At 74.2% G+C, this 19,278-nt stretch carries 17 protein-coding genes; 4 read left to right on the top strand and 13 right to left on the bottom strand.

Annotated features, from left to right (window positions below; genetic code table 11):
* Window positions 1-7 precede the first annotated feature (7 nt).
* Window positions 8-565 carry a YbaK/EbsC family protein gene (locus tag ABKA17_RS39020; RefSeq protein ID WP_353697126.1) on the top strand — a complete coding sequence of 186 codons (558 nt, stop codon included), beginning with the start codon at window positions 8-10 and terminating at the stop codon, window positions 563-565.
* A gap of 10 nt (window positions 566-575) precedes the next feature.
* On the opposite strand, the gene ABKA17_RS39015 is transcribed toward ABKA17_RS39020, so the two are convergent.
* Window positions 576-1,661 carry a cation diffusion facilitator family transporter gene (locus tag ABKA17_RS39015; RefSeq protein ID WP_353697125.1) on the bottom strand — a complete coding sequence of 362 codons (1,086 nt, stop codon included), beginning with the start codon at window positions 1,659-1,661 and terminating at the stop codon, window positions 576-578.
* Window positions 1,662-1,722: 61 nt separating this feature from the next.
* On the opposite strand from ABKA17_RS39015, the gene ABKA17_RS39010 reads away from it, so the two are divergent.
* Window positions 1,723-2,082, top strand: a complete 360-nt coding sequence (locus ABKA17_RS39010) for an ArsR/SmtB family transcription factor (protein ID WP_353697124.1) — start codon at window positions 1,723-1,725, stop codon at window positions 2,080-2,082.
* Between the two features lie 21 nt (window positions 2,083-2,103).
* On the opposite strand, the gene ABKA17_RS39005 is transcribed toward ABKA17_RS39010, so the two are convergent.
* Window positions 2,104-3,327, bottom strand: a complete 1,224-nt coding sequence (locus ABKA17_RS39005) for a 4-hydroxybenzoate 3-monooxygenase (RefSeq protein ID WP_353697123.1) — start codon at window positions 3,325-3,327, stop codon at window positions 2,104-2,106.
* 91 nt (window positions 3,328-3,418) lie between these two features.
* Here ABKA17_RS39005 and amrS point away from each other — a divergent pair, with 91 nt between their 5' ends.
* A complete protein-coding gene (amrS, locus tag ABKA17_RS39000) occupies window positions 3,419-4,471 on the top strand; it encodes an AmmeMemoRadiSam system radical SAM enzyme (protein WP_353697122.1) in 1,053 nt (350 codons plus the stop codon).
* Window positions 4,468-4,680, top strand: coding sequence for a radical SAM-modified peptide, FtsH ternary system-associated (locus ABKA17_RS38995; RefSeq protein ID WP_353697121.1), 213 nt, complete (start codon window positions 4,468-4,470; stop codon window positions 4,678-4,680). Before amrS ends, ABKA17_RS38995 begins: the two co-directional genes overlap by 4 nt.
* Before the next feature lie 39 nt (window positions 4,681-4,719).
* Here ABKA17_RS38995 and ABKA17_RS38990 read toward each other — a convergent pair whose 3' ends face one another.
* The 11 genes from ABKA17_RS38990 to ABKA17_RS38940 form a co-directional block, all read right to left on the bottom strand.
* Window positions 4,720-7,899 (bottom strand): hypothetical protein, encoded by a 3,180-nt coding sequence (locus ABKA17_RS38990; protein ID WP_353697120.1) that lies wholly within the window; start codon window positions 7,897-7,899, stop codon window positions 4,720-4,722.
* A complete protein-coding gene (locus ABKA17_RS38985) occupies window positions 7,896-9,599 on the bottom strand; it encodes a DUF8588 domain-containing protein (protein WP_353697119.1) in 1,704 nt (567 codons plus the stop codon). The genes ABKA17_RS38990 and ABKA17_RS38985 overlap by 4 nt, the downstream gene beginning before the upstream one ends.
* A gap of 3 nt (window positions 9,600-9,602) precedes the next feature.
* Window positions 9,603-10,373, bottom strand: a complete 771-nt coding sequence (locus tag ABKA17_RS38980; RefSeq protein WP_353697118.1) for a soluble NSF attachment family protein — start codon at window positions 10,371-10,373, stop codon at window positions 9,603-9,605.
* The gene (locus ABKA17_RS38975) at window positions 10,370-10,651 is read right to left on the bottom strand and encodes a hypothetical protein (protein WP_353697117.1); all 282 of its coding nucleotides are present in this window, start codon (window positions 10,649-10,651) and stop codon (window positions 10,370-10,372) included. The genes ABKA17_RS38980 and ABKA17_RS38975 overlap by 4 nt, the downstream gene beginning before the upstream one ends.
* 3 nt (window positions 10,652-10,654) lie before the next feature.
* Window positions 10,655-11,461 carry a hypothetical protein gene (locus ABKA17_RS38970; protein ID WP_353697116.1) on the bottom strand — a complete coding sequence of 269 codons (807 nt, stop codon included), beginning with the start codon at window positions 11,459-11,461 and terminating at the stop codon, window positions 10,655-10,657.
* A gap of 61 nt (window positions 11,462-11,522) precedes the next feature.
* Window positions 11,523-12,683 carry an AAA family ATPase gene (locus ABKA17_RS38965; protein ID WP_353697115.1) on the bottom strand — a complete coding sequence of 387 codons (1,161 nt, stop codon included), beginning with the start codon at window positions 12,681-12,683 and terminating at the stop codon, window positions 11,523-11,525.
* Between the two features lie 64 nt (window positions 12,684-12,747).
* A complete protein-coding gene (locus ABKA17_RS38960) occupies window positions 12,748-14,748 on the bottom strand; it encodes an ATP-binding protein (RefSeq protein WP_353697114.1) in 2,001 nt (666 codons plus the stop codon).
* Window positions 14,745-15,623: a hypothetical protein gene (locus ABKA17_RS38955; RefSeq protein WP_353697113.1), complete on the bottom strand. Its 879-nt coding sequence runs from the start codon at window positions 15,621-15,623 to the stop codon at window positions 14,745-14,747. Before ABKA17_RS38955 ends, ABKA17_RS38960 begins: the two co-directional genes overlap by 4 nt.
* Complete coding sequence (locus tag ABKA17_RS38950) at window positions 15,595-16,638, bottom strand: JAB N-terminal domain-containing protein (RefSeq protein ID WP_353697112.1); 1,044 nt, start codon at window positions 16,636-16,638, stop codon at window positions 15,595-15,597. Before ABKA17_RS38950 ends, ABKA17_RS38955 begins: the two co-directional genes overlap by 29 nt.
* Window positions 16,628-18,085: a ubiquitin-conjugating enzyme E2 gene (locus ABKA17_RS38945; RefSeq protein ID WP_353697111.1), complete on the bottom strand. Its 1,458-nt coding sequence runs from the start codon at window positions 18,083-18,085 to the stop codon at window positions 16,628-16,630. The genes ABKA17_RS38950 and ABKA17_RS38945 overlap by 11 nt, the downstream gene beginning before the upstream one ends.
* Window positions 18,082-19,248 (bottom strand): HesA/MoeB/ThiF family protein, encoded by a 1,167-nt coding sequence (locus tag ABKA17_RS38940; RefSeq protein WP_353697110.1) that lies wholly within the window; start codon window positions 19,246-19,248, stop codon window positions 18,082-18,084. Before ABKA17_RS38940 ends, ABKA17_RS38945 begins: the two co-directional genes overlap by 4 nt.
* Window positions 19,249-19,278 lie beyond the last annotated feature (30 nt).

Here is a 19,278-nt window from a genome sequence, read left to right as displayed (position 1 = left end):
TGCGGCCATGGACGCACCCATCGGACACTTCGACAACGCCCGGCCCGCCCCCGACTGCCTCGACGAACTGACCGCCCCGGTCGCGGACGCCGTACGCCGCTGGAGCGGCAGCGTCCCCGCCGAACAGATCATCTACGTCGAGACCGACCCGCAGTGGGCCGACACCGCCGTCTTCGTGCAGCACTACGGCGAGGAACTGCTGGAGCAGTCCGCGAACTGTGTCGTCGTCGCGGGCAAGCGCGGCGGCGAGACCCAACTGGCCGCGTGTGTCGTGCTGTCCACCACCCGCGTCGACGTCAACGGTGTCGTGCGCCGTCAACTCGGCGCCCGCAAGGCCTCGTTCGCTTCGATGGACACGGCCACGGGTGAGAGCGGCATGGAGTACGGCGGCATCACCCCCGTCGGGCTCCCCGCCGACTGGCCCGTGTTGGTGGACTCGGCCGTCGTCGACCTGTCGTACGTCCTGGTCGGCAGCGGGCGGCGGCAGGGCAAGCTGCTGGTGCCGGGGAAGGCGTTCGCGGAACTGCCGGGCGCGGTGGTGCTGGACGGGCTGGGCGTGGCCTGAGCGGCCGGACTCAGGCCGCCGTGTGATGGGCGAGGGTGAGGTGCGGGTCGTCCTCGCCGGGCAGCGGCGCGGGGTCGGTGTGCACCAGGGCGGCGGTGAGCCGCGGTACGGCGTGCAGCAGGGCGTGTTCCGCGTCCACGGAGATGGCGTGGGCCTGGCGTACCGTCGCGTCGCCGTCCACGACCACCGCGACCTCGGCGCGCAGCCGGTGCCCGATCCAGCGCAGCCGCAACTCGCCCACCCCGCGCACCCCTTCGACCTCCCGCAGGGCGTGCTCGGCGCGGTCGACGAGAGCGGGGTCCACGGCGTCCATCACCCGCCGGAACACCTCGCGAGCCGCGTCCCGCAGCACGAGAACGATGGCCGCTGTGATCGCCAACCCGACGACGGGGTCCGCGAGTTGCCAGCCCAGGGCGGAACCACCGGCGCCGATCAGCACGGCCAGTGACGTGAATCCGTCGGTACGGGCGTGCAGTCCGTCGGCGACCAGCGCGGCCGAGCCGATGTCCCGGCCGACCCGGATCCGGTACCGCGCCACCCACTCGTTGCCCGCGAAGCCGACGAGCGCGGCGACCGCGACCGCCGGGACGTACTGGACGGGCCGCGGGTCGAGGAGCCGCTCGATCGCGGTCCATCCGGCGAAGGCCGCCGACGCGGCGATCGTCAGCACGATCGCGATGCCCGCGAGATCCTCGGCCCGCCCGTACCCGTAGGTGAAGCGCCGCGTCGCCGCACGCCGGCCGAGCACGAACGCGATGCCCAGCGGTACGGCGGTCAGCGCGTCCGCGGTGTTGTGCACGGTGTCCCCGAGCAACGCCACCGACCCGGAGACCGCCACCACGACCGCCTGTGCGAGCGCCGTCACGCCGAGCACCGCGAGCGAGACCCACAGGGCGCGCATCCCGCGGGCCGAGGACTCCAGGGCGGAGTCGAGCTTGTCGGCGCTCTCGTGGGAGTGGGGCGTCAGGAGGTGGCCGAGGCGGTGGCGCAGGCCCGCACGCCGACCGTGCTCGTGATGGCCCTCGTGGCCCTCATGGCCGTGGTGCCCCTCATGGCTGTGGTGCTCGTGGTGCTCGTGGTGGTGCCGGTCGCTCACGTCGGGCCCCTTCCGGTGGGCGGTGGTGGACGTGGGGAGTCCACGAGGCCATTATGTGCGTATGAGCGCACGCATGCACCTATCACCTGCGCAGGATGCGCACCCGCGCACCCCGGGCGAGGAACAGCTCGCCCTCGCCGCCGAACTCCTGGCCCTGCTCGGCGACCGCACCCGGCTGACCCTCCTGCACGCCCTCACAGCCGGGGAGGCCGACGTCACGACCCTCACGGAGTCGTGCGGGGCGGCCCGGCCAGCGGTCAGCCAGCATCTGGCGAGGCTGCGGCTGGCGGGACTGGTCACCACACGGAAGGAGGGGCGGCGGGTCGTCTACGCGCTGCGGGACGGCCATCTGCGCCGCCTGGTGGACGAGGCGCTCAACGTGGCCGACCACCGGCTCAGCGACCGGCCCGTGCACGACTGAGCCCGTGTACGACTGAGGCCGTCAGTAGTTCGCGCCCTTGCCCAGATACTGCTCGGCGAAGGTCGACGCCGCGGCCGGGGAGCCGAAGAGACGGCGCAGCCGGGCCAGGGTGGTGCCCGCGCGGTAGGGGTCGCCGGACGACGCGCCGTGGTAGATGCCGGAGAGCCACTGGGAGAACTCCTGGTAGTCCCAGACCCGGCCCAGACACGCGGCCGAGTAGCCGCTCAGGCCGGACGAGTCGCCCTTGCCGAGATGGGCGAGGAACGCGTCGGCGAGCAGGAACGCGTCGTGCAGGGCGAGGTTCATGCCCTTCGCCGCGATGGGCGCCGTCAGATGGGCGGCGTCGCCCGCGAGGAAGAGACGGCCGAAGACCATCGGCTCGACGACATAGCTGTGCATGTCGAGGACGCGCTTCTCGATCAGCCGGCCCTCGGCGAGCGGCGGTGCGCCCGCCGCGCCCAGCCGTTCCCGCAGCTCCGCCCACACCCGCTCGTGCGACCAGTTCTCCGGGTCGTCGCCCGGCGGGCACTCCAGGTAGTAGCGGGTCACCTCGGGGCTGCGGGCCATGTGCCCGGCGAAACCGTTCGGGTGGATGCCGAAGACCACGCAGTCGTTGGAGGGCGGCGCCTCGGCGAGCAGGGCCAGCCAGCCGATCCCGTAGTCGTAGCGCGAGATGTGCGCCCGGTCCGGCGTCAGCACGCTGCGGGTGACACCGCGGCCGCCGTCGCAGCCCGCCACGAACTCGCAGCGGATCAGCACGCGTTCACCCGTCTCCGGGTCCGTGTACGACACCGACGGTCGGTCCGTGTCCAGATCGTGCAGCTCGACGTCGCGCACGCCGAACCGTATGTCGCCGCCGCGCACGTCAGCGTACTCGCGCACCAGGTCGGTCACCAGCAACTGCTGTGGGTAGATCCAGTGGTGATGGCCCGTCAACTCGCCGTACTCGAACCGGTAGCGCTGCCCGCCGAACCGGAACTCGCACTCGGTGTGCCGCTGCGCCCGCTCCAGCAGGTTCCCCGCGAGGCCGCGCTCCTCCAGGCCGCGGACGGCCCACTCCTCCAACACCCCGGCGCGTGGCCGCTGTTCGATGAACTCGCGGGTCTCGATCTCCAGGACGACGCAGTCGACGGAGGCGGCCCGCAGGATGTTCCCGACGGTGAGTCCGGCGGGCCCGGCGCCGATGATGACGACGGGACTGTGCCGTACGTCCGACGCGCCGTTGTGGGGGGAGGCGAAAGTCATCCGAGCATTATGTCCGCGCCCTGTCGCACCCGGGAACGGAGTACCGTGGAAATCCGGGTGACCGTGCGATGCGCGCGAACGGGGTGATGGGGTGGACGGGGGCGTCGTCACCTGGGTACCGGCCGACTTCTACCGCCCCGTCGACGGCGGCCTCCAGTGCACCCTCTGCCCGTTCCGCTGCCGGCTGCGCGACGGTGACACCGGCGCCTGCAAAGTGCGCCGGAGGGAAGGCGATCGGGTCCTCACCGCGACCCGGGGCACCACCGTCGAGCACTGGTCGTCGGTCGAGCGCAAGCCCTTCTACCACTTCCGGCCCGGCCTGCCACTGCTGACGCTGGCCCCACCGGGCTGCTCGTTCCGCTGCGACTACTGCGTCAACCACCGTGTCTCGCAGTACGGCAGGGACCCGGACAGCCGCGTCGCCCCCCGCGACACCGACCCCGAGGCCCTGGTGCGCTCCGCGGCCGAGCGGGGCGCCGGCATCGCCCTGTCGTACTCCGAACCCTCCCTCGCCGCCGAGCTGACAATCGAACTCGGTGCACACGCACGTGAGTTGGCCGTCCCGGTGGTCTGGAAGAGCAACGGCTTCCTCACCCCCGAAGCCGTGGACCGCGTCGCACCCGTCCTCTCCGCCGTGAACATCGACCTCAAGGCGGCCGGCGAGGAGGAGCACCGCAGGCTCACGGGAGCGCCGCTCGCCCCGGTCCTGGAGACCCTGCGGTCGCTCACGGCCGCGGGGGTGTGGGTCGAGGTCAGCACCCCGCTCATCCCCGGGGCCAGTGCCGAGGACGAACAGCTCGCACGGATCGCCGAGTTCGTCGCCGGACTCGGCCCCGACATCCCCTGGCATCTGCTGCGCTTCACCCCCACCTACCGGATGAGCCGCCAACTCCCCACCTCACCCGAGCGGTTGGGGCGAGCGGTGCGGATCGGGCGGGAGGCGGGACTGCGGTACGTGTACGTCGAGCGGGCGCTCGGCGCGGAAGGGCGCGCCACCCGGTGCCCGGGATGCGGCGCAGAGGTGATCACGCGCGGGGTGTGGGGCGAGGCGGAGAGCCGGGTGCGGGACGGCGGCTGCCCGGGATGCGGGGAGCGGATCGCCGGTGTGTGGAACGCGGACCGACTGGAGGGGAGCCGAGGATGAGCACCGAGTACCGCTTCGTGGAGGATCTGCCGGACCTGATCGACGCGTCCGAGTACGACGACCATCCCGACGGACGGCTCGTACGGCTACGGATCACCTGGGACGAGCAGGGCGTCGAGGTGCTGGGCGACGCCTTCCGGCCCGACATGCTGGAAGCGCTGCTGGAGAAGATGGGACCGGACGAGGTGGAGCAGATGCTCTGCGGGTGACCCGGGGCATCGCCCGGCTCCGAAGCCGGATGCCCGTACCTAGAGCCGCCCCAGGATCTGCGTGAGCACCCGCCACAGCTCCTCCCCGTCCGGTTCCGGCGCCAGCACCCACGCGTCCGGCCCGTCGGGCGGCACCGGGTGCCGCGGATAGTGGACCCGCAGGGCCAGCGCGCCCGGCACGGGCAGCGGCGGCTCGTGGGCATGGGTCAGGAGCAGGGTGCGGGGCTCGCCCGTGTCCACCGCGGCCAGGTCGCGCGCCGCCTCCCGGGCCAGGGCCGCCGCCCGCCCCGGTGCCGCGGGCTCGGGCGGGACCGGCGTCCACAGGTGCCGCAGATCCCCCACCGACGTCAGCCGGGCGGGCGCGGCCAGCCCGTCGAGACGTACCAGGGCCACCGCCCGCTCGGCAGCCAGCAGCGCCGCCGCCAGCAGGTGTGCGCACAGCCGCAGACAGCTGCCCACCTGGCCCTGTGCCGGGGCCCCCGTGTCGAGGACGAGGACGGCGTCCCGCTCGGTCCACGGCAGCCGGCCCCGCCGTGTCCGGTACAGCAGGGCGTCCTGTGCCCACAGGGCGTTCAACAGCGGTGCCGGGAGCGCCATATGGCTCGGGACGAGACGGTCCGGCGGGCCGTGCCGGGCCCACTGGGCCGGGGCTCCTGCGGTGGTCGGGCCGGGGACGTCGTCGCCGAGCGGGACGGGCAGCCGGGACGGCAGACCCGGGAGCCGGGCCGCGGCCTCCGCGGCCGAGGCCCACGGCCCGTTCGCGAGCCGCAGCGGCAGTGCCGGGTCCTGGCACACCGCGTCGGGGCCCAACAGGGCGAGCAGCGGCAGGAGTTCGTGGTGCACCCGGTCCAGGGCCGCGGCCAGCCCGGCCGCCGTCACCGAGGGCCGCTCCGGCTGCTCGCCGCTGCCGCGCAGCCCCCACTCCAGCGTCGTCCGCAGCTCCTGGAGCGGGACGCCCGGCGGCGGGGCGTAGCGGGGGTCCGGGGGCAGGCGCGAGGCCACCACCGCGCTCAGCGCCGGGTGCGCGGCGCGCGGCCAGTCGAGGTCCCGCAGCGCGCGGGCGGCCGGGCTCTGGTGCACGAGCCGCCGGCCCGGAGGCGTCGCCGGTCGCAGCAGCGCCGAGACGTCCACGAGGGCGTCCAGCGGCACGGCCGCCTCGACCGCGGCGGCCATGGTCCCCAACTCGGCCAGATACTCGGGTGATTCGGGCAGCGGCGGGCCGGGCTCCGTGGTCTCCTCGGAGGTCAGCACCTCCCACAGGACGGTACGGCCGCCGCTGTACGTCGTCGCCAGCCGGCGTCCGTCGGGGGACCAGCGCACGGACCACAACGGCCCCGGCGGGGGACCGTCGGGCTCCAGGGCCATCGCCACCGTGCCCCGGCCCACGTCCCACACCTCGACCACCGTGGTCGCCTCACCGGGGCCCGGTGCGGCGAGCAGGGAGCCGTCCGGCGACCAGGCAAGCGCCGGTGCCCAGCCGCGGCCGCCGGGCGTGCCGAACTCCCGCTGCACCCGCCAGGTGAGCGTCGACCACACCACCAACGGCCCCTGCCCGGCGGGCGGGGACACGGCCAGCCGGCTGCCGTCCGGCGACCAGGCGACCCGTGCCCCGAACGCGCCGGAGGGCAGGGGGAGTCGACGGGCCCGTTCCAGGCGCGGCATGTGCCACAGCACCACCGCGCCCGCGGTGCCGGCCGCGAGCAGCGTTCCGTCGGGGGACCAGCCGGGGCGGCCGGTGCCCTGGGGGAGGTGCAGACTCCGGAGCGGCCGTGCCGGGGCGCCCCGGGCGTCCAGGGTGTGCACGTACAGATGGGTCGGTGCGGGTCCGGGCTCGGGGACCGCGAGCGTCGCCGTGCCCTCACTCGGAGCGGGGCACCACGCGGGTGCCTGGCCGCCATGGAGTACGGCGGGGGTCTCCGTGCCGTTCGGGGCGAGGACGGTGAGGCCCGTCTGTCCGTCGCGGGAGGCGCAGACGAGTAACTCGGGTGCTCCGGCGGAGAGTTCGAGGTCGTGGGCGCCGCCCGGTCCGGTGGCCGCCGTGGCCGTCCAGGCCGTGCCGGGCCGGCCGGGGGCAAGGGCGGCGAGGGTGCCCGGCTCCGTCTCCAGCAGGCAGCGGCCGTCCCGCGCCGACCAGGCGACGGCCGGGGCCCACAGCCGGTCCCCGCCATCGTGCAGCAGCGTCGGGCCGGTGATCCGGGGTGCGCGGTCGCGCAGCGACGGCAGCGTGCGGCCGACGGACCGGCACATCGCCGCGGCCCAGCCACGCAGTTGTATCCCGACCCGGCGCTCCGAGGGGTAGGGGGCCGCGTCCGGCAGCTCCCACAGCTCCGGTCCCACCAGCACCCGCCCGGTGGGCGACACGCTCAGGTCGCGGGGTGACGCAGCCCGCACGGGCAGCAGAGCCACGGGTTCCAGGGCGCGGTCGAGGATGTGCAATGCCCCCTGATCCGTGGCCGCCACCAGGAACCGTCCCGTGCGGCTGAACCCCAGACCGACCACCGCCCCGTCCGTCGCGGCATCCGCGAGCGGGCGGCCCGTGGCCCGGTCGACCAGGTGGACGCCGGTCGCGTCCGCGAAGGCGAGCGCGTCCCGGTCGGGGGACCAGGCGAGGGCGGTGACAGCGGTGCGGCCGGTACTGGGCGCGAAGTCCATCCGGACCGGCGAGACGCTCCACAACTGCACGGCGGTGGCGGTGGCCAGGCACAACTGACGGCCCTGCGGGTCCCAGGCCAGCGCGACCACCGGGTCCACGGTCGGCAGCGCGGCCGAGGCGAGGGTGCCCCGGTGGTGGACCAGCACCCCGCCGCCGGCGCAGGCCACCCACAGCCCGTCGGGCGACACGGCGAGCGTGTGGGCGCCGGTGGGCACCGCGAACCCGTCGTCGGCGGGGGCCCCGCCGTCCCCGTCGTACACAGCCACTCGCCCGCCCCGGAGCACGAACACCTCGCCGCCGTCCGGCCCCCACGCCACCGCCTCGGGCAGTCCCTCGCCGGGCGCCGACCACAGGACCCGGCCGGTGTCGTCACGGCAGGTCAGGGCCTGCTCCGCGAGCTGGAGGAAGGCGGTGCCGTCGCGGGAGAGCCCGGTGCAGGGGCCGTCGCCGGCGAGGGAAAGGAGACGTCGGGGGGCGGGTGGCGCGGGGGTGCCGGGAGGTTCGGTCGCCGACGTGATCGCGGTCGCGGTGTCGCGCGGGGCGCCCTGTGATGCGGGCGCCGTCACCGGTCCTCCGCCACGTCCAGGGCCGCCGCCTCGTACAGTCGCGCCGCCTCCAGCAGATCGCCCGCGGACCGGTAGGCCTCGGCCGCGCCCTCGTGGTCGCCCAGGGTGCGGAGGCGGGTCGCGCGTTCCAGGGCCTCGCCGGGGTCGTGCGGGGTGGTCGGTCCGGCGGGGTGGGGCGTCGGGCTCGTGCCCGCCAACACCTCCAGGGCGTCCAGGAGTTCACGGCCCGCCTTGGACAGGCCGGTGGAGACCTCGACCGGGTCCGGTGGGGCCCACAGGGTCCACAGGGGCACCATCGGGGCGAGCGGGAAGCGGTGCCGACCGCCCTGTCGGCAGACCACCGCCGACTCACCGTCCAGGGCGAAGAGGCGGGCGCGGGCCGACGGCGGCAGCGGCGGTGTCAGGGCGTGCCCGGACTCCAGGAACAGGGCACCGGGGCCGAGCCGGCGCAGCGGTACCCCGAAGGGCAGGTCCCGGGCCAGCCCCGCGGGTTCCAGGAGCAGATGGCAACCCGGCCCCGGCAGCAGGAACCCGGTCTCGCCCAGCGGACGGCCCGGCAGATAGCGCCGTAGCAGCGGGAGTTCGTCGTCGTGCAGCAGCACCGCGTCCACGGCCCTCTCCGCGTCCGCGTCCGCCACGACCCGCACCGGCACCGACGGTTCCCGCGCGCTGTCCGGCAGTCGGTGAGCGGCGGGCGGCGGTTCGGCGGGGACACCCACCAGTTCCGCCGGTACCGGCGCGGGCGGGCCGAGCGGCACCAGCCGCAGCGGGGGCCACTCCGCGCGGTCGCCGACGAGCCACAACTCCCCTTCGGGCACGGGGGAGTACAGCAGGGCGTCGGACACGGGAGAGTGCAGTCGTACGTCCAGCAGCAGCCGCTCGCAGGCCGCGACCGGACGGCACACCGCGGTGCGGGGGAGTGCCGACAGAGCCACCGTCAGGGCCGGCGGGACCGGCTCGGCATCCTCCAACGCCACCAGGACCGTCTCCCGTTCAGCCGGGTCCGTCCCGTCCAGGGAGCGCACGCGTACGGCGAGCGTGGACACCTCCACGCCGAACGCGAGCGCCTGGCGGACGACCGAGGGGAGCAACTCCGGTGCGGTGAGCACCTGGAGGGTGCGGTGGGCCGTGGTGCCGGGCGGGGCGAGCGGCAGCCGGGAGACCAGGTCCACCACGTCGAGCCGGGGCCAGGCCAGTACGTCGTCCAGCCGGCCCGCGCCGCCCGCGAGCGCTCCGTGCTCGAGCACGGGCCGGGAGGTGGCCCCGTGCAGGGTCAGCAGCTCGGTGCCGAGGGCCGGACCGATGGTGCTGAGCAGCCAGACCGCCCCACCGCCGGGCTCCGCGTGACAGCTCCACTCCACGGCCCCCGCGCCCTGAAGCGCCTCGATCGCGCCGAGGGCTCGATGCCCGGCCGGGAAGCGCCCGGCGAGCCGCCAGTCGACCACCGGGTGCGGCGAGTACGGCACCGGCGGTGGTTCCGGAACCTCCGCGTCCGGAGGGCTGGCCGGGCGCACGCTGAAGCGGATGCCGTGGTCGTGGTGGCCACTCGGCGGGTGCGCCGGCGGCGTCGGCGCGGGTACGCCGCGGGGCGCCGGGCGGGCGACGAGCGGGCTCGGCGGGGTGCCGTTCTCGGCGGCGGCGTCGCTCTCCGGGCTGATGCGGTTGAGGAGCCGGCGCAACGGACTCTCGGGACGGTCCATCCGTCAGCGACCCTCCGCCCGGCCCGGGGCCGGACCGGCGGGCGGTCTCGATGATGGTCGGGCCGTGGGAGCGAGGGGGTGTGTGGCCGCGGGCATCGCCGGGGACGTGTCGGGGTCTGCGGCGGTGGCCGAGGGGAGCCAGGACGTCGAGCCGAGGCGGTCGGTGGCCCAGTGGCGCCAGGTGTTCAGTACGTCGTCGCCGCCCTGGCCGTCGTAGGCCGCGCGGAACAGACGGGCGCCCCAGTCGAAGCGTTCGACGCGGTCCGCGGCCTCGACGCCCCAGTCCAGCATCAGCCGGCGTTCCGAGCGGGCGGCCAGGGTCGGCAGGCGGGCCTCGATGCGCGGGAAGAGGTCGAGCAGGGGGCCGGCGGGGCCGCCGCCGAGGCGGTCGGTGAGGGCGCGGGCGAGTTCGAGGCGCAACTGCTGCGGGCCCTTGCCGACGGCACCGGCGGCGGCCAGTAACTGTCTGGCCCTGGCGATGTCGCCGGCGAGCAGGAGCTCCCAGGCGGCTTCCAGTCGGCGGCCCCGCTCCTGCCAGCAGCGGGCGGCCAGTTCGGGCCGGCCGAGCAGGCGGTAGCAGCGGGCGGCCTGCTCCGGGTGCCCGGCCTGACGGTAGGTGCGGGCCGCGAGCTCCAGGTCGCCCGCCCGCTGGTAGGCGTCGGCCGCCGACCACTGCCAGCCGAGGAGGTCGTAGCAGCGGGCGGCCTCGGTGTGGGCCTGGGCCTCGGAGTAGCAGCGCGCGGCCTTGAGCAGCAGCCGGGTGCGCCGGCTCACGAGCGCTCCTGCTCACCCGGCTCGGGACCCTCGACGTCCTCGTCCGTGGACCGGAGCCCGGCCGCCGGTCGCGGGTCGTGCCGCCACAGCGGCGGCTCCTCCAGCGGGGAGACCTCCTCGACCTCGGGTCTGCGCGCAAGGACCTGCCCCAGTTCGGCGCTGATCCGGTCGTGTTCGGCTTCGTGCTCGGGACCGGAGCCGGCGCCGATGTCGTCCACCTGGAACAGCTCGACCTCTCCGGTGTCCGTGTTGAACCGGAACCGCACCCGCACCCGCATCGGTCAGTTCTCCATCCCGAGATCGAGCTCGAACTCGATCTCGATGTCGTCCTCGGACTCCTCGTGCCGGACCCCGGTCGCGCCGTGCTGCCGGGCGAAGTCGAGCAGCGCTCGCTGATAGGCCGTGGCCAGGACGCCGTTGACCGCGCGCAGTCCGTCCCGGCCGAGCGCGGTGATGCGTTCGCGGTTACGGGTGTCCAGGTCGGCGCGCACCCGGTCGCGCTCCTCGGCCAGCCGGGCCCGCGCGTCGTCGTCGGCGGCGCGCTGGAGCCGTGACTCCGCCGCGGCGGCGGCCGTCGCGGACTCCTGGTCCGCCTGCATCCGCAGCCGACCGGCCAACTCCTGCGCCCGGCGCACCGCGTCGGCCTCGGCCGCCACCTGGGCCTCGCGCTCGGCGACCTCGCGGGTCCGCCCGGCGAACCCGTCGGCGTAGTACCGCCCTTCGGCGCTGCCGGTCGCCTGTTCCCGCACCGCGCCCCGCAGGGTCTCGGAGGCGTGACCCTCGACGGTCACGGAGTCCTCCAGGCGGGCGGTGACGACGAGTTCACCGGTGCCGGGGTCGTAGCGGACCCGACCGTCCGGCAGGGTCAGTACATGACCGCCCTGTTCCTGGTGCCAGCCCTCGGCCGTGGTGAGCGTGTGCTCGAAGACCAGGCGGGTGGCCCGGCCCAGCGTGCCGCCGAAGGGATGGCGCACCTCCAACTCGCTGACCACGGAGTCGCTCGCGCTGGCGCGGCGTTCCAGCGCCAGCTCCCACGCCTCGACGACATCCCGGGTGGCCTCGACACGGACCCTGCGCGGATTGCACATCTAGCCGGCGTCCCCCTCATTCCACAGCGAGGCGTGCCAGCAGCGCGCCCTTCGGTGTGCGTCAGCCCTGGTCCAGCAACTTCAGAGTCTCGTCGATGATACGCGCGACCTCCCTCTCGCCCTCCTGATTGCCCGGAATCGCCCGCCTCAACTCCAGTCTCAGGGAGTTGAGTTGCCGCAGCACGCGTTCGACCGCGGCGGGCGGCGCGGCGGCGTCGACCTGACGCCTGAGGATCCGCGCCTCGGAGACCAGACGGCGGGCGGCGCGGGCGGGCTCGTCGGGGTCCTCGTCCGGTCGGCCGGTGCGGCGCCGTACCGCCTCCCGGACCACCGTGGCATGGGCCGGGTCGGACCAGAAGTGCTCCAGCGGCCACAGGTCGGCGGGTTCGGCCCGGACCCGCTCGGCGCGCAGGGCGGCGGCCGCCACCAGGCGCCGGCCGCGGATGATCCGGCGGTCCGACAACGTCACGCCCTGGCCGAGGAGTTCGCGGACGAGTTCGGCGTACTCCGGGGTGACCGCGTCGAGATCGGCGTGCGCCAGTTGACGGCCCAGTCGGCCCAGCGCGGCCGGCTCGACCCAGCTGTGTGCCTCGCCGTCGCCGGGGGTGCCCCGGGCGGGCGCGGACCCCTTCGCCAGCAGCTCGTCCAAACGGTCGGCGGCCACGGGCGGGATCGTCAGGCGCAGCAGGAAGCGGTCGGCGAAGGCCAGCAGCGACGGGTCCTGGGGCAGGCTGTTGGCGGCGCCGACGAGGGTGATGAGCGGGACGGACTCGACGGCGTGGCCGTTGTGGAAGACCCGCTCGTTCATCACCGTCAGCAGGGTGTTGAGGATCGGGCTGCCGCTCTGGAAGATCTCGTCGAGGAAGGCGACCTGTGCCGTGGGCAGCATGCCCTCGGTGCGGAACCGGTACTGGGCGCCGCTCTGGAACGCCGGCACGTCCAACGGCCCGAACAGCTCCGCCGGTTCGGTGAACCGGGTCAGCAGCCGGACGAACGGGCGGCCGCCCAGACCCGCCGCGAACCGGCTGACCAGGTCCGTCTTGCCGGTGCCCGGCGGCCCGAGCAGCAGCACGTGCTCATGCGCGATCACCGCGACCTCGAGCAGATCCAGGGCGAGCCGCCGCCCCACGAAGTGCTGCTCCACGCTCCGGCCGAGCGCCTTCAGCCGCCGTACGGCCGAAAGGTCCTCCTCGCTCCACGTGGCGGCGGGCGCGGTCGTCATGGGCGCTCCGGGGGTGTGGGGGTGGAAGTGGCGCTGGACAACTGCTCCGGCAGCGTCACGGTGGTCATCGGCGCTCCGAGATCATTTCCAGGCGCCCTTGCTGGAGCTGGCCCACCAGCCAGCCCAGGCGGCGCGCGTCCGGTTCCATGCCGTGCATGTGGCGGCCGACGAACGCGTCCCGCATCAGGGAGCGCAGTTCGTCGCCGTTGCGGCCCGCGGTGGCCTCCGCGATCAGCTCCAGCACCTCGTCGTCCAGGGAGATGTGATAGCGGCCGGCGTGGTGGCGCAGGATCGCCCGACGGGCCGTCACATCGGGCAGCGCGATGGCGATCGAGCGGAACCGGCTGGGCCGTAGCAGCGCCTTGTCGATGATGTCGATGCGGTTGGTCGTGCCGATCACCAGCATCGGCACCTCGGGCCGGAAGCCGTCCATCTCGGTGAGGATCTGCGCGACCACGCTGTTGCCGGCCCGGGTGCCGCCGTCCGGGCGGCTGCTGCGCTCCATCGTGATCGCGTCGATCTCGTCGAAGACGATGACGGAGGGCGCGCTGCGCCGCGCGGAGGCGAAGATCTCCCGCACCTTGCGCTCGCTCTCGCCGACGTACATGTCGGTGACCTCGGGCCCGGACACCACCTGGATGGTGGCGTTCATGCCGTTGGCGATGGCCTTGGCGAACAGGGTCTTACCGGTGCCGGGCGGGCCGTAGAAGATGATGCCGCGCGGGACGAGTTCGGAGCGCACCTCCTCCATGTCGTCGGGGAGGCTCTGCGCGCCGCTGATGATGGCGAGCGTGCGCCGGATCTCGTCCTTGACCTCCTCGTAGCCGCCGATGTCGTCCAGCGTCACATTGGGCACCTCGAAGTGGGAGGACTGCTGTGCCTTGAACGTCAGCAGCGTCTCCCGCAGGTCCTGGAGCGTGGCCCGGTCCTCGCGCTCACGGTGCCTCTCGTGGGCGTACCGCATGGCCTGCCGCAGTCGTACGGGGTTCATGCCGGCGACGTGCTTGTAGAACTCGCGCGGCTGGAACCCCGTGAAGGTCTCGGCCTCCTCCCGGGTGACCAGGGCGACGCCCAGCAGGGTCTCCTCGTGCTCCGGGGTGCTGATCTTCGGCGGCAGACCGCTGATCGGCACCCGGGCGCTGAAGCGCTCGGCCAGTACGTCCGGCAGCGGCAGGGTCGGGTCCGCGAAGGCCAGGACCAGCTGGTCGGGGAAGGCGTACAGCAGCTCGACCAGCTCGCGGGCCTCGGCGTGCCGGCCGAGGTCGGCGCTGCCGGCCAGCAGGTCCAGGTGGGTGAGGACGATGACGTCGCCCTCCTTCAACTCCTCCAGCTGGGCGCGGAGTCGGGCCAGTCGCCGCTGGCGGGTGTTCATCGACGCGGCGGACAGGTCCGCGACCGGATCGTCGGACGGGCGGCCACCACGGCCACGCCCTCCGCCTCCGTCACCGCCGCCTCCGCTGCCCCCGCCGCCGCTCCCGCCGCCTCCGCCTCCGTCCTCGGCCGAGTCGTCGTCGAGGCGGATGCCCCGGCATCCGGCGAGGGTGACCATCTCCTCCCACAGGTGGGTGACCACGAGCTTCTCGCTGATGACGAGGACGGGCAGTCCGCTGCGCAGCAGGGAGGCGATGGCCTCGATCTGCGGGTAGTAGGCGAGGCGGACGGCCTCGGCGTCGGTGATCTTCTCCGGGTGGGCGGCCGGTCCGGGGGCGGCGGAGGCCTCGACTCCGGTGGCCGACCCGATAGCCGTTTCGGTGGCAGTTCCGGTGGCCGTCTCCGGGAGGGCGCTGGACTCCACGCCGGTGGCCGGTGGCGGCGACTCCTCCTTGACGAGCGACCTCACTCCCGGCGGCGCGAACAGCGGGGTACCGGGCGGGAGTTCGGCCCGCAACCGGATGTCGGGGCCGAACTCCGACCAGGGCCGCTCCAGCAGCTCCGCGTCGAGCGGATCGAGGAGCCACACCGCGCAGCCGGCCAGCACCTGCCGCAGCGGGCGGTCGCCCGGGGCGCCGAGCAGGTCCATCCGGTCGCCGTGGTCCGCCGTGGCCAGGCGCAGGGGTCGGGTCATCGGTCCAGCACCTCGCGCAGTCCGTCGAACTCCCTCGCCCGGCCGTAGAGGTGGTGCAGTGTGACGCCCGCGCGGTACCCCTCGAGCATCCTGCGGCGGCGCAGCTCCCCGGGGTGGCGCCGGGCGACGACGGCCAGGGGTTCCCACCAGTCGAGCATGGCTCGCGCCCACTGTCCGCGCTCGTCGTCCGCGAGCAGCCGGGCCGGGTTGTCGCTCGCCAACTCCCTTATGCCGTTGGTGAGTCGGCGGTAGTGCGCGCCGTGGTGCAGCAGCGCCGTCTCGTACACCTCGTACACGACTGTTCTCTCCCCCGGGGTGAAGCGGAACTGGCGCAGCAGCGCCGCGCGGTGGCGGGCGGTCTCGGGCGAGCCCGGTGGTGCGGCGAGGGCGGCGACCGCCGTGCGCCGGCCCTCGGGGTGGTCGAGGAAACGGTCGAGGAGCTGCCCGCACCGCTCCCGGGCGTCCGATGGGGGATGGTCGAAGAGCGCGGTGACGGGGGAGGCACGCAGCAGGTCCGCCCGCAGCTCGGCGTCGACCGGCGTCGCCGACAGCGCACGCCCGACCAGACCGTGACGGCACATCAGATCACGCAGGGTGCCCGATCCGCTCACCTCGAACACCGCCTGGCGGGCGGTCGCCGGGTCGTCCCGCAGGGCCAGCGCGGCGGCGACCATCAGCGGCTCCAGGCCCGTCGGCCCGCGGTCGCCGAGGGGCGGGTCGGACAGGTGCAGCCGGGCCGCCGTGACCCGGGCCAGCCGCTCCAGCAGGACGACCGGATCGTCCGAGGTCGCGGACGGCGGTGCCGAGGTGGTCGGGGGCGGCGGGTGGGTGCCGCCGGGCGCCGGTTCAGTGATGGCCCAGTGAAGGATGCGCACTACGGTGCTTGTCAGCGTCGTCATCGAGGTTCCGGATCGGACAGGGGGCCATCCAGTCGTCGGAGGAGGCGTAGCAGGTCAGGATCCGCCGTCGCGAGGTGAGGTTGATGAGCGCGGCCACCTGCCAGGGGCGCCGGAAGGTGTCCCGGTGCAGGTCGATGTCGGTGCGGGAGAGGCCGATGGTGCGTTCGGTCTGGAACAGGTGCGTGTGGTACCAGCCGACCAGCTGACGGTCGCCGAGGGTCCGGTTCATCGCGCCGAACGAGTCCCCGGTGAACGTGAAGTGCGTCAGCGAGGCCCCGGAGTGCTCGGCCGGCAGCACCTCGTCGACGATCACCGCGTGCAGCTCCGGGGTGTCCGCCCGCCGGAAGGCCCGCCCGACCAGGAACCCGCCCTCCTCGATCTCGGTCGACAGCTCCATCTCCATCAGCCGACGCCGCACCCCGGCGCCGAGCAGCACGGTCACCGGCGCCTCGGTGTCGGTGAGTTCCACCCCGTGCTCCGCCAGATCGAGCAGCGGGATCTGGGGTTCGGCCGCCGGACGGATGCCGAACGCCAGCCGGGTGGAGCGCGAGGTGTCGATGTCGTCCGTACCGACCACCACGGGGGGCAGCCGCTGGGCCGACTCCTCGCCCTCGGGCATGTCCTCGGGCGAGGGCAGCCCCGCGATACGGAACGCCCACCGGCGCTCCTCGGGCGCGATCTGCCGGGCCAGCCGGGCGAGTACGGGGCCGACGAGACCGTTCACGGAGTAGGGCTTCTGGTAGACCACGCGTCCCTCCATGTGGATCGCGACATGGATGTACCCGAAGTCGGCCCGGAGATTGGTGAGTTGAGTCTGGTCCCCCTGGTAGGTGTCGGGCCCGGGGTCGTTGCGCAGCCTCAGGACGAAGCGGGGGCGGCCGCTGAACGGTGCCGTCTCCGCCTCGAAGACCGGCTTGAGCAGCGCGATCAGCGGTTCGGTGCGGACCAGCTGCCGGTCCTCGCCCTGGAAGAGCTCGACGTCAAGGGCCATCGGCCACCCCGTCCGTAGGCCGTATCCGCAGCGCGCCGACGCGCAGGGCGCCCTCGTCGGGAGGCGGGGCCGCCACCGGCGGCTTGCCCCCGATGGCCTCGATCATGGCCGCACCCTCCTCGGTCATGGCCCAATACGCCGCAATCGGGTTGAAACTGTCCGTGATCTCGTAGTTACGATACCCAGCCATGTCCACGAGCATCTGGCACAGTTGGCCGAAGTCCAGGGCGGGCCGCCAGGAGTGCGCCAGTACACCCAGGCACACCGCTCCTTCGGCCTGGGGGTACTGCGGATCGGGCCCCTTGATGTTCGGGTGGAAGATCGGGCTCAGCCAGAAGACGGCCGGCGCGACGAGTGGGAAGTCCGGGCCCAGCAGGATCAGGGCGTTGTGCTTGTCCTGCTGCTCGGGGCGCGGCAGCGCGTTCGCGCTCTGCTGGTCCGGCAGGCGCAGTCCGGGTCCCTTGAAGCGGATCTCGTAGTCGGTGGGGAACTCCGGGTCGTCGGTGTCGACGATCTCGAAGTCCGTGTGCTGGTCGGCGTAGCGGTGCATCTCCTCGCGGACCCGGATGATCGCCTGCATCCGTAACTGGGCGTTCCCGGCGGTCGCTTCGGGATAGACGTTGAGGGTGTCGCCCTCCCGGACCCCGGCGTCGTGCAGGGACTGCGCGGGGTCGAGGCGGCGGAAGCTGCCGTCCGGCTGCTGGTGGTCCACGACGGTGCGCGGACGGCGTCCCATCCGGCCCTCGTAGTGGGCCAGTACGGCGGCGGCGATGTCCCGCACCGGGGTGATCGACGGTACGCCCGCCAGGTCGTACGGCTGCTGGTCGGGGCCGTTGACCCGGAGCGCCTCCAGCAGATACGGCCGGTGGTCGTAGACCTCCTGGAGGAGCTCCAGATCCGCGGGGGCGCCCGCTCCGACCAACTGCCCTCGCAGTGCGTCGATCTGACCGGGCGCCAGTTCGGTGGTCAGCGACATCGCGATCTGTCCGACCTGGGCGTCCTCGCCCTGGCTCACGAAGAACATCTCGGCGCGGGGATCGAGGGCGCGCACCTCCTCGATGAACGCCGCGTGGTGCGTGCTGCACACGAAGACCAGGGTGGGGTAGGTCTCCGAGCCCGGCTCCGCGTGGGGCACCGGGCCGGAGGGCGTGGCGTGCGGTTCGGGTCTGCGCGGGGACGGCGGTTCGGTGACCGGCTCCAGCGCCTCGACGGAGGCCCGGAACAGGGCGTTGCCCGGGTACTCGTTGTGCACCGCGCGGGCCAGCAGGGCCTCGCCGTCCACGAGCACACCCGCGTCGATCAGCCGGCGTGCCTCGGACCAGTAGACCCGGGAGGTGGCGTCCACCGACGGCAGCCGGGCCTCCGGGAAGCCCATGGTCCGCAGGATGATCTCGCCCTCACGGGGGTTGATCACCCGCTCCAGCTCGTTGTACAGCTCGTCCCTCACCGGACACCCTCCGTTGTCGCAGCGTGTTCCCGGGCCGGCTCACCCGGCCGCGCGCCTGGTGGGAGCGAGCTCTCGGCCGACTGATCCCGCATGCCGTCCTGTTCCCCGGCTCTCCCGCCCAACTCGACGTACCGCAGCCCCGATCCGTCCCGTCGGGCCACGGGCAGCACTTCGCGCGGCGCCACCCCCAGTGCGCTCAGCCGCGCCGAGGCGGGCGCGGACCGCAGCCGGGTGGCGACGGCGCGCACCGCTGCCCGTCGCCGCACCGGCCTGCTGAATCCTGCCCAGGCGAGCGGCTCTTCGTGCATGTCCACGTGGTCCAACAGCTCGGCCACCGTCGCCCCGTGGTCCAGCGGCAGCACCGAGACCCCCTCGGGAAGCCGCTCGTGCAGCGGGCAGTCCGGGTCCGGCCGGTCGCGCGGCGCGGTCCCGGACAGCGGTACGGCGAGACCGGCGGCGTCGATCCGCAGCGGCGCGTCCGGCACGGACAGCCCGAGCACCAGTCGTACGGCGAAGTTCGCCAGCCAGGTGCCGACCAGCGCGGACACCGGGGCCGACGCGCCCACCGCGGCGGCCGGATCGGGCGCCGCGCACGACCAGGGGTCGTCCTGCACCGCCCGCTCGGCCGCCCGGAGCCCGCACGCCCAGCAGCGGCCCCCGGGCGGCCACCAGGAGACCTCGCCGCCCCACGCGTGCGTGCCGCCGTCGAGCATGCCCGTCCCGGCGAGGGCGCACCGCCCGGCCAGCGCGATCCGGGCCGCCCGGCTGTCCAGCGCGCTCACCACCAGGTCGGCCTCGCGCAGTTCGGCCAGCCCGGCTCCCGAGACATGGGGCGCCTCGCGTGCCTCCACGACCGTGCCGGGGGCCAGTTCGGACAGTGCCTCGGTGAGCACCCGCGCCTTGGGCCGGCCCACGTCCGCCGGGCGGAACAGCGGACAGCGGCTGAGATTGCTGACGGCGACCGTGTCCGGGTCGCACACCACCAGGCGGCCCAGGCCGGCCAGGGCGAGCGTCTGGGCCACCGTGTTGCCCAGCGCCCCGGCCCCCGCCAGCACGACCGTCGCCCCGGCGAGCCGCTTCTGGTCCCAGCCGGGGATCAGCGCGTGCCGGGCGAACCGGCCCTCGGTGGACGGCGGTTCGGCGTCGGCGATCCCCCGGGGCACCGCATGTCGAGCAGCCGGCCGCCCCGCGTT

Source organism: Streptomyces sp. RG80 (genome assembly GCF_040446465.1).
In the GTDB taxonomy this organism is placed as follows: Bacteria; Actinomycetota; Actinomycetes; order Streptomycetales; family Streptomycetaceae; genus Streptomyces.
Note: the sequence above shows the minus strand (reverse complement) of the source record. Positions and strands in the feature narration are given on the sequence as shown.

What these genes read in the sequence shown, in the direction of transcription:
- ABKA17_RS39020 (WP_353697126.1), top strand. Translation starts at nt 8, where the DNA reads ATGGACGCACCCATCGGACACTTCGACAACGCCCGGCCCGCCCCCGAC.
- ABKA17_RS39010 (WP_353697124.1), top strand. Translation starts at nt 1,723, where the DNA reads ATGAGCGCACGCATGCACCTATCACCTGCGCAGGATGCGCACCCGCGC.
- ABKA17_RS39005 (WP_353697123.1), bottom strand. Translation starts at nt 3,327, where the DNA reads ATGACTTTCGCCTCCCCCCACAACGGCGCGTCGGACGTACGGCACAGT.
- ABKA17_RS38995 (WP_353697121.1), top strand. Translation starts at nt 4,468, where the DNA reads ATGAGCACCGAGTACCGCTTCGTGGAGGATCTGCCGGACCTGATCGAC.
- ABKA17_RS38985 (WP_353697119.1), bottom strand. Translation starts at nt 9,599, where the DNA reads ATGGACCGTCCCGAGAGTCCGTTGCGCCGGCTCCTCAACCGCATCAGC.
- ABKA17_RS38975 (WP_353697117.1), bottom strand. Translation starts at nt 10,651, where the DNA reads ATGCGGGTGCGGGTGCGGTTCCGGTTCAACACGGACACCGGAGAGGTC.
- ABKA17_RS38970 (WP_353697116.1), bottom strand. Translation starts at nt 11,461, where the DNA reads ATGTGCAATCCGCGCAGGGTCCGTGTCGAGGCCACCCGGGATGTCGTC.
- ABKA17_RS38965 (WP_353697115.1), bottom strand. Translation starts at nt 12,683, where the DNA reads ATGACGACCGCGCCCGCCGCCACGTGGAGCGAGGAGGACCTTTCGGCC.
- ABKA17_RS38960 (WP_353697114.1), bottom strand. Translation starts at nt 14,748, where the DNA reads ATGACCCGACCCCTGCGCCTGGCCACGGCGGACCACGGCGACCGGATG.
- ABKA17_RS38950 (WP_353697112.1), bottom strand. Translation starts at nt 16,638, where the DNA reads ATGGCCCTTGACGTCGAGCTCTTCCAGGGCGAGGACCGGCAGCTGGTC.